The organism is Achromobacter piechaudii NBRC 102461 (assembly GCF_001571245.1).
Taxonomy (GTDB): domain Bacteria; phylum Pseudomonadota; class Gammaproteobacteria; order Burkholderiales; family Burkholderiaceae_B; genus Achromobacter; species Achromobacter piechaudii.
Genome location: NZ_BCTK01000007.1, coordinates 439,410 through 447,651 on the forward strand (window position 1 = coordinate 439,410; position 8,242 = coordinate 447,651).

9 protein-coding genes and 1 other RNA gene are annotated in these 8,242 nt (G+C 59.3%); 8 read left to right on the forward strand and 2 right to left on the reverse strand.

The window, feature by feature from the left end; all coding sequences use genetic code 11:
- The first annotated feature begins 121 nt into the window (after positions 1–121).
- The 4 genes from API01S_RS19790 (at position 122) to API01S_RS19805 (ending at position 1,953) form a co-directional block, all read left to right on the forward strand.
- A complete protein-coding gene (locus API01S_RS19790; protein ID WP_050731000.1) occupies positions 122–568 on the forward strand; it encodes a hypothetical protein in 447 nt (148 codons plus the stop codon).
- Positions 568–879: a cell division protein ZapA gene (locus tag API01S_RS19795; protein ID WP_006217444.1), complete on the forward strand. Its 312-nt coding sequence runs from the start codon at positions 568–570 to the stop codon at positions 877–879. Before API01S_RS19790 ends, API01S_RS19795 begins: the two co-directional genes overlap by 1 nt.
- Before the next feature lie 32 nt (positions 880–911).
- Positions 912–1,096: non-coding RNA, 6S RNA (gene ssrS / locus API01S_RS19800), on the forward strand.
- A gap of 92 nt (positions 1,097–1,188) precedes the next feature.
- Positions 1,189–1,953, forward strand: a complete 765-nt coding sequence (locus tag API01S_RS19805) for an SIMPL domain-containing protein (protein WP_006217446.1) — start codon at positions 1,189–1,191, stop codon at positions 1,951–1,953.
- On the opposite strand, the gene lgt is transcribed toward API01S_RS19805, so the two are convergent.
- The gene (lgt, locus tag API01S_RS19810) at positions 1,928–2,716 is read right to left on the reverse strand and encodes a prolipoprotein diacylglyceryl transferase (RefSeq protein ID WP_006217447.1); all 789 of its coding nucleotides are present in this window, start codon (positions 2,714–2,716) and stop codon (positions 1,928–1,930) included. The genes API01S_RS19805 and lgt overlap by 26 nt on opposite strands.
- Positions 2,717–2,849: 133 nt before the next feature.
- On the opposite strand from lgt, the gene ilvD reads away from it, so the two are divergent.
- The 3 genes from ilvD to msrA all read left to right on the forward strand — a co-directional run bounded on the left by ilvD (position 2,850) and on the right by msrA (position 5,484).
- Positions 2,850–4,535, forward strand: coding sequence for a dihydroxy-acid dehydratase (gene ilvD, locus API01S_RS19815; protein WP_006217448.1), 1,686 nt, complete (start codon positions 2,850–2,852; stop codon positions 4,533–4,535).
- Complete coding sequence (locus API01S_RS19820) at positions 4,519–4,854, forward strand: c-type cytochrome (protein ID WP_006217450.1); 336 nt, start codon at positions 4,519–4,521, stop codon at positions 4,852–4,854. Before ilvD ends, API01S_RS19820 begins: the two co-directional genes overlap by 17 nt.
- 75 nt (positions 4,855–4,929) lie before the next feature.
- Positions 4,930–5,484, forward strand: coding sequence for a peptide-methionine (S)-S-oxide reductase MsrA (gene msrA, locus API01S_RS19825; RefSeq protein WP_050731001.1), 555 nt, complete (start codon positions 4,930–4,932; stop codon positions 5,482–5,484).
- A gap of 118 nt (positions 5,485–5,602) precedes the next feature.
- Here the strand turns inward: msrA and hppD are convergent, their stop codons facing one another.
- Positions 5,603–6,715, reverse strand: coding sequence for a 4-hydroxyphenylpyruvate dioxygenase (hppD, locus tag API01S_RS19830; RefSeq protein WP_050731002.1), 1,113 nt, complete (start codon positions 6,713–6,715; stop codon positions 5,603–5,605).
- A 156-nt stretch (positions 6,716–6,871) separates the two neighbouring features.
- On the opposite strand from hppD, the gene API01S_RS19835 reads away from it, so the two are divergent.
- Positions 6,872–7,348, forward strand: a complete 477-nt coding sequence (locus API01S_RS19835; protein ID WP_006221896.1) for an Lrp/AsnC family transcriptional regulator — start codon at positions 6,872–6,874, stop codon at positions 7,346–7,348.
- Positions 7,349–8,242: the final 894 nt, after the last annotated feature.

Consider the following 8,242-nt stretch of genomic DNA (forward strand, 5'->3'; position numbering starts at 1 on the left):
GGCCGGAATCGGTTAGCCTCGCGCCCCGACCTCACAACCGTATTTCCTACCGAATATTGCCGGGTTTCTCACCTTGCGTGAAGAGGCCCGGCGAGCCTCAGGATGGTTTACGATAGCGCCCATGCTGCAAGATCTAGACCAACTCGCCGCCCGAATCGGGCAATTGGTGCAACGCACCCGCCAACTCCACGCAGAGCGTGATGCGTTGCGCCTCCGCTTGAACGACTTCGAAGCCGAGCAGCGCGCGCTGAAGCAACGCGCCGCCGAGCGCGAGGCTGACATCGTCAATCTGCAAAGCAAGCTTCAAGATCACGATGGCGCCGTCACCGCGATGCTCGAGCAAGCCCAGCAGGCCGAAGCCGCCTTGCGTGAGCAGCTCGCGCGCGAGACCGCCGAACGCCAATCGCTTGAATCGCGCTTCGCTGCCCGTGAATCCGAACTTCAAGGCAGCTTGCAATCTCGCGACAACGAATTACAGCGCTTGCGCGTGGCCGCCGCTTCGGCCCGCGAGCGCATTGACGCCGTGCTGGCCCGCCTGCCGGGTGCACCGTCTGGAGAGCAACACTGATGGAACGCGTAGACGTAACCATATTAGGACGCGACTATTCCCTGGCCTGCTCCGCTGAAGAGAAGCCCACGTTGATGGCTGCCGTGCGGCATGTCGATCAGCTTATGCTTCGCATCCAGGGAACGGGCAAAATCTCCAGCAATGAACGCATCGCCGTGATGGCTGCGTTGCAGGTTGCTGGCGAGCTGCTCGCCATGAAAGCGCCCGATGGTCCGCTAGGGGGTTTGGCGGTTGGCGACTTCAAGCGTAGAATTGAGGACATGAACGCAGTACTCGATGACGCCTTATCGGGTCAGGAAAAACTGCTCTAACGTTCATATCGCTGTATTCAAGAATTTTCAGTTTGTCCCTGCCGTGTCCGTGACTAGGCCATACATTCTCTGAACCTATGTCTTTTGGCATATTGGTTGCGGGAGTGCAGAGCTGGAGTGATTGTCTCTCGTAGACGAACCCGACGCTCTTCGGAACGCGACCACCTTGAACCTCAGGGTTCGAGATGCCGGCCTTGACGGCACAGGCGGGGCATCTATCCCAGCGGGCCTGCCACAGCGCAGGTCCGCGTCGGGCATCAGAACTTCCCCCCCGTTCTTCCCCTCCGTCCTCCCTACTAGGACCCGTCCATGTTCAAACACCCTGTTTTTTCGCTGACGAAACTCGGCGCAGCGTGCGCAGCCGTGGCCGCCATTGCCGCTACGCAACCGGCATACGCGCAAGCGCAAGCCCCCGTTGCCGCTCCTGCTACGGAGTCGTCCACGAATCGCTCGCCTGAAATGACGCTGCAAGCTGCGGCCTCGTCGGAGGTCAAGCAAGACACCGTTCGTATTTCGCTATCCGCTGAAGTCGACGCTCCCGATCAGCCCGCAGCCGGCAAGAAGTTGACCGCGGTGTTGGATGACGTCGTCAAGCGGGCGCGTGACACCAAGGACGTTGACGTGCGCACGGGCGGCTTCAACGTCTGGCCGAACACGAACAGCAAGGGCAAGATCACCTCCTGGCGCGGTCAGGGCGAGATCGTCCTGGAGTCCAAGGACTTCGAGGCCGCGGCCGCGCTGGCCTCGAAGCTGTCGGACAAGACGGCCATTTCCAATATTGGGTTCTCGCTATCGCGGCAAGCCCGCGAAGCCGAAGAGCGCAAGCTGTTGAAAGAAGCAGCGCAAGCGTTCAAGGATCGCGCTCTGGCCGCTGCCAATGCATTCGGCTTTTCGGGCTACCGCCTGTCCAAGCTTGAGCTTGGCGGCTCAGGCGGTCCCATGCCGATGCCGCGCATGCTGGGCGCTGCGGCCATGGCCAAAGACGCTTCGGGTGGATTCAGCCCGGACGTCCCGCTGGAAGCGGGAGACGTCACGGTCAGCGTCGCCGTTAACGGGACGATCGTTTTGCAGTAAAGCTGAAGATGATGGCGCCCAAGGCGACCATCGGCAGGGACAGCCATTGCCCCATGCTCAATCCGCCCGCGAGCAGGCCCAGGAAGTTGTCTGGCTCGCGGGTGAATTCCACCAGGAAGCGGAACGTTCCGTAACCCATCAGGAATAGCCCGCTCACTTGTCCGAGTGGCCGCGGCTTGCTTGAAAACCACCACAGCAACGCAAACAGCACGATGCCTTCCAGGCCCAGCTCATACAGTTGGGAGGGGTGGCGCGCCAGTCCGTCGCCGCTGTCGGGAAATACCATCGCCCACGGCACATCGGTGGGACGGCCCCAGAGTTCGCCATTGATGAAGTTGCCCAGCCGGCCAAAACCCAGGCCCAGCGGAATCAGCGGTGCGATGAAATCGCTGATCGCAAAAAACGGCAGCTTCTTCTTTCGGGCGAACAGCAGCATCACCACGATCACGCCGATCAGGCCGCCGTGAAACGACATGCCGCCTTGCCACAGGTACGCCACTTCCAGCGGATGCGCCAGGTAGTAAGCCGGCTTGTAGAACAGCACATAGCCAAGCCGCCCGCCCAGCACCACGCCCAGCACGCTATAAAAAATCAGGTCTTCAAGGTCGCGCAGATTCAGCGAAGTGGTGTGGCCGCTAGTGATGCGCCGGCGTCCAAGCACATACACCAGGGCAAAGCCCGCCAGATACATCAGCCCGTACCAGTGGATGGCAAGCGGCCCGATCTGCAAGGCTACGGGATCGAATTTTGGATATTGCAGCATGTTCTGCCCGACACAATAAAGTTGAATGATAATAACCGGCGAGCACTGAAGATTCGCATGCAAGCAAAGCGAGCCAGCTTCCCGGGTGCGTTCGCCATGTCCGCGCCCCGACGGCCGACAGGAGAGACTGACCATGCCGAACAATGAACGTTCCCGCCATATCACCCAGGGCGTCGCGCGCGCGCCGAACCGCGCCATGTACTACGCGTTGGGCTACAAGGAAGCCGATTTCGATAATCCGATGATCGGCGTCGCTAATGGCCACTCCACGATCACGCCATGCAATAGCGGCCTGCAACGGTTGGCAGATGCGGCCATTGACGCCATCCGCGCGTCCAGCGCCAACCCGCAGGTGTTCGGAACGCCCACTATTTCAGACGGCATGTCCATGGGCACCGAGGGCATGAAGTATTCGCTGGTCTCGCGCGAAGTCATCGCCGACTGTATCGAGACCGCCGCGCAGGGCCAGTGGATGGATGGCGTGGTGGTCATTGGAGGCTGCGATAAAAACATGCCAGGCGGCATGATCGCGCTGGCGCGTACAAACGTGCCTGGCATCTATGTGTATGGTGGCACCATCAAGCCCGGCCACTACAAGGGCAACGACCTCACCATCGTGTCGGTTTTCGAAGCGGTTGGCGAATACACCATGGGTCGCATGCCGGAAGCCGACTTCAAGCAGATCGAAAAGTGCGCCATCCCCGGGTCGGGATCGTGTGGCGGCATGTACACCGCCAACACTATGAGCTCCGCCTTTGAAGCCATGGGCATGAGCCTGCCGTATTCCAGCACGATGGCCAACGAGGACGACGAAAAAGTCGTGTCGGCCGCCGAATCGGCGCGAGTGCTGGTCGATGCGGTGCGGCGCAACTTGCGGCCGCGCGACATCATCACGCGCGAGTCCATCGAAAACGCCGTGTCCGTCATCATGGCGACGGGCGGGTCCACCAACGCCGTGCTGCACTTTCTGGCGATCGCGCATGCTGCGGAAGTGCCATGGACCATCGATGACTTCGAACGCATCCGCAAGCGCGTGCCCGTCCTGTGCGATCTGAAACCTTCGGGCAAGTATGTCGCCACGGACCTGCATCGCGCGGGCGGTATCCCGCAGGTCATGAAGCTGCTGCTCAATGCCGGTCTCTTGCATGGCGACTGCATCACGATCACCGGCAAGACCATCGCGCAGACACTGGCCGATATCCCCGATGCGCCGCGCGCTGATCAGGATGTGATCATGCCGCTTGACCGCGCGCTGTACCCCCAGGGGCACCTTGCCATTCTCAAAGGCAATCTGTCGCCGGAAGGCTGCGTGGCCAAGATCACCGGTTTGAAGAATCCCGTCATGACCGGCCCCGCGCGTGTCTTCGATTCGGAAGATGACGCCATGACGGCCATCATGGCGCAGCAGATCAAAGACGGCGATGTCGTGGTCATCCGCTACGAAGGGCCCAAGGGCGGGCCGGGCATGCGCGAAATGCTGGCGCCAACCTCTGCGTTGGTCGGGCAGGGCCTGGGCGAAACCGTAGGTCTCATCACCGATGGCCGCTTTTCAGGCGGCACCTGGGGAATGGTCGTTGGCCACGTGGCGCCCGAGGCGTTCGTGGGTGGTCCCATCGCCCTGATTCAGGAGGGCGATTCGGTTACCATCGATGCCCACAAGCTGCTGCTGCAGCTGAACATCAGCGACGAAGACCTGGCGGCTCGTCGCCAGGCCTGGGTCCAGCCCAAGCCGCGTTATACACGCGGTGTGCTTGCCAAGTTCGGCAAGCTCGCCAGCACCGCGAGCCGTGGGGCAGTTACCGATGCATTTGAAGATTAGTCTGTGGGCGGCCGTCGCCTGCGTGTTCAGCGCAGGCGCGGTCCAAGCGCAAACGGTGGGCCTGGATCTGGCCAAGAGCAAGGCCTGTATGGCCTGTCATCAGGTGGATTCCAAGCGCGTGGGTCCGCCCTTGAAGAGCGTGGCGGAGCGTTATGCGGGGCAGGGCGACGCCATGGTCGATTATCTGGCCGGCAAGATTCGAGGCGGTGGTCGTGGCGCCTGGGGGGCGGTGCCCATGCCCGCACAGACGCATGTCAGTCAAGAAGACGCCCGCCTGCTGGCCGAATGGATATTGTCGCTGGCGCCCGCCAAGCAGTAGTCTTAATCTTTATGCCCCGTGCTCGCACGGGGGCGGGCAGCCCGCAACGTGGCTGCCGATAAAAGAGGAATCGTCATGGCAGAACTACCATCCCCAGGCAATGAGGTCGCCGTCCTTGGCGGCGGCTGCTTCTGGTGCGTCGAAGCGGTCTTCGTCGATCTGCGCGGAGTCAAAAGCGTACTGCCCGGCTACAGCGGCGGACACGTCGACAATCCCAGCTACGAGCAAGTGTGCGGCAAGGACACCGGCCATATCGAAGTGGCCAGAATTGAATTCGATCCGGCCGAACTGTCTTACAGCGATCTGCTGCGCGTCTTCTTCGCCACTCACGATCCCACGACGCCAGGACGCCAGGGCAATGACATCGGCCCGCAGTATGAATCGGCGATCTTCTGGCAGAACGAATCCCAACGCGAGCAGGCTGAGGCGGTGATCGCCGAGGTCGAGGCGCAGCAGGTATACGACGCGCCCATCGTCACCAAGCTGCTGCCGCCCGCCAGATTTTGGCAAGCTGAGGACTATCACAGGAATTACTTCGCGCTGCACCCCGAGCAAGGCTATTGCCAGTTCGTGATCGCACCGAAGGTCGCCAAGTTTCGCAAGCAGTTCCAGGATCGTCTCAAGCGCTAATCCTGGTTGGTGAGTGCGAGTCGTCAGTCGCGGACAAAAAAAACCTCACCGCTCGGTGAGGTTTCAAAGCCAGCGCTGACGCTCAGGCGCCATGCGCTGGCGGGGGAAGTATTGACACTTACTCGACGTTCTTCACCACGCCGCGACGCATCTGGTCCAGTTCGATCGATTCGAACAGCGCCTTGAAGTTGCCTTCGCCGAAACCGTCATTGCCTTTGCGCTGAATGATCTCGAAGAAGATCGGGCCGATCTGGTTCTCGGTGAAGATCTGCAGCAACAACCCGCCTCCCGGCGCGCCGTCCAGCAAGATACGGTTTTTCTGCAGACGCTCCACGTCTTCGCCATGGTTCGGCAGGCGGCGGTCCAGAAGTTCGTAGTACGTTTCCGGGGTATCCAGAAACACCACACCCGACTTGCGCAGGACTTCAATGGTGCTGTAGATGTCATCCGTCGCCATGGCGATATGCTGGATGCCTTCACCGCGGTACAGGTCCAGATATTCCTGGATCTGTCCTTTTTCTTCCGTGCCTTCCTCGTTGATCGGGATGCGGATATTGCCGCAAGGCGACGTCATCGCCTTGGACTTCACGCCCGTCACCTTGCCTTCGATATCGAAATAACGCACTTCGCGGAAGTTGAAAAGGCGCTCGTAGAATTCCGACCACTCGGCCATGCGGCCCTTGTGCACGTTGTGGGTCAGGTGATCCACCAGGGTCAGGCCGGCGCCGCGGTGATTCAGGTCGGCTTGGGCGTTGTCCGGATCCACCGGCACGAAGTCAACGTCATAGATGCTGATATCGCCAATGCCGCCATGACCTTCCTTGCCCGTCCAGCGATCAACCAGATAGATCAGCGAGTCGCCGATGCCCTTGATGGCCGGGATGTTCAACTCCATCGGACCGCTGTGCGAGTCGAAGCCCCAGGCGCCCAGCTCCAAGGCGCGCTTGTACGCGGCATTCGCGTCTTGAACGCGGAATCCAATCGCACAGATCGACGGTCCATGCAGCCGCGCGAAGCGCTGGGCGAATGAATCCGGCTCGGCATTGATCAGAAAGTTGACGCCGCCCTGGCGATACAGCGTGACGTCCTTGTGGCGGTGCTTGGCAATCGCCTTGAAGCCCAGCAGCTCGAAGACCTTGCGCAGCGCGGCGGGATCCGGCGCGGCGTACTCAATGAACTCGAACCCGGCGGTGCCCATTGGGTTGTCCCAGGGTTGGAAAGCGCTGCTCATATGTCTGCTCCCTTGCATCATTTTCAGGACGACTTGTTGTTCAAGTCTAGACGGAGATTGTAGGGAGGATCGACGGGCAGACAATTGCAAACATGGCGCAGAAGGGCGTTAGTTAAGCAATAATATTGCTGCTATGTATGCGGAAAGGGGCAGTAAATGTCAGATATCGAGCTTGATAGGACAGATCTAAGGATTTTGGCTGAATTGCAGCGCGACGGTCGATTGAGCAACCAGGAGCTCGCCGATCGGGTGTCGCTATCGCCTAGTCCATGCTTGCGACGGGTGCGCCGCCTGGAAGAGAAGGGTTTCATCAAAAAGTACGTCGCGCTGATCGATGCCGAGAAGGTCGGGCTCGGCCTGTTGGCGTATGTGAATATCCGACTGAACAAGCACAGCGGCTCCAGCCATGCACCGATGAGCGATTTCGCTCGTGATGTGCAGCTTTGGCCCGAAGTCGTGGAGTGCTACGCCATGTCTGGCGACATGGACTACTTATTGCGAATACAAGTGGCCGACCTGGCGCACTTCTCTCGTTTCGCCATGGACACCCTGATGCGCCACCCCGCTGTCATCGACATGCGGTCTTTCTTTGCGCTTCAGCAGATCAAGGAGACGACGGAGCTACGGCTATGAAGACAGGGGCTCAGATGGGGCTCTATATATAGAGGGGCGAAGCCATTTTCGCATCTCTATATATAGGGAGCCAACGAGTGGGCCTTGTTGTGTCCCCTGAAAACTTCATCTTTCTGCAAAAAGGGTGTCATCTTGGACGCCATCCGGAAAATTCCGTGCTATAGTCTCGCTCCTTCGCAGTTCAGACATTTTTGAACCACGAAGACAAGACAGCGCAACAGGCCCCACGGCAGTGATCCGCAAGGAAATCTACCCAGCCTGCCGCCAAGCAGCCAGAAATGGCAGCGAAGCGGTTATTGCATGGATTGCAGCGAATTAGGCAAAAGCCAGTTGCGCAATCTGCAAAAATCGTGCTATAGTCTTGGGCTTGGCTGGTGATGAAGATTAAGGGTTTACCCTGATCAACATTGCAAGCCAGCTGAGCAGTAACCGACCTCTGGTTTCCAGAGTCGCCACAAGCAAAAGCGAGCGGCGGGGTTGCAAGATAGGATGCAAATTAGGCAAGAGCCGGTTGCATAATCTGCAAAAGTCGTGTTATAGTTTCAGACTTGGCAGTTGCCGAAAACTTAGGGTTTACCCGGATGGGTGGTTCTGATGTTTCGATAGCTGCTAAAGAGAGCAGACCTGAAGAGGTCGCAGGCAGGAAAGTAAGGGTGCGAAAGCAAACGACGCTGACTTGACAAGCGATAAAAACTTCTTCATAATCTCGCCTCTCTGCTGCTGAAAACAGCAAGCGCTGCAAGGCAAAACGCCGAGCAGTGTGGCAGTAAGAAGTACCGAATTTGCAGTACCGCTCTTTAACAATTAAACAACCGATAAGTGTGGGCGCTTGATGCGATGCACTTGTGACTTCGGGTCTGGGGTTAAGCCTAGTCTCGAATCACAAGCACAATG

Excerpts from the sequence above, each read along its gene's own strand:
- API01S_RS19795 (WP_006217444.1), top strand. The coding sequence starts at position 568 with ATGGAACGCGTAGACGTAACCATATTAGGACGCGACTATTCCCTGGCC.
- API01S_RS19805 (WP_006217446.1), top strand. The coding sequence starts at position 1,189 with ATGTTCAAACACCCTGTTTTTTCGCTGACGAAACTCGGCGCAGCGTGC.
- lgt (WP_006217447.1), bottom strand. The coding sequence starts at position 2,716 with ATGCTGCAATATCCAAAATTCGATCCCGTAGCCTTGCAGATCGGGCCG.
- msrA (WP_050731001.1), top strand. The coding sequence starts at position 4,930 with ATGGCAGAACTACCATCCCCAGGCAATGAGGTCGCCGTCCTTGGCGGC.
- API01S_RS19820 (WP_006217450.1), top strand. The coding sequence starts at position 4,519 with ATGCATTTGAAGATTAGTCTGTGGGCGGCCGTCGCCTGCGTGTTCAGC.
- API01S_RS19790 (WP_050731000.1), top strand. The coding sequence starts at position 122 with ATGCTGCAAGATCTAGACCAACTCGCCGCCCGAATCGGGCAATTGGTG.
- ilvD (WP_006217448.1), top strand. The coding sequence starts at position 2,850 with ATGCCGAACAATGAACGTTCCCGCCATATCACCCAGGGCGTCGCGCGC.
- hppD (WP_050731002.1), bottom strand. The coding sequence starts at position 6,715 with ATGAGCAGCGCTTTCCAACCCTGGGACAACCCAATGGGCACCGCCGGG.
- API01S_RS19835 (WP_006221896.1), top strand. The coding sequence starts at position 6,872 with ATGTCAGATATCGAGCTTGATAGGACAGATCTAAGGATTTTGGCTGAA.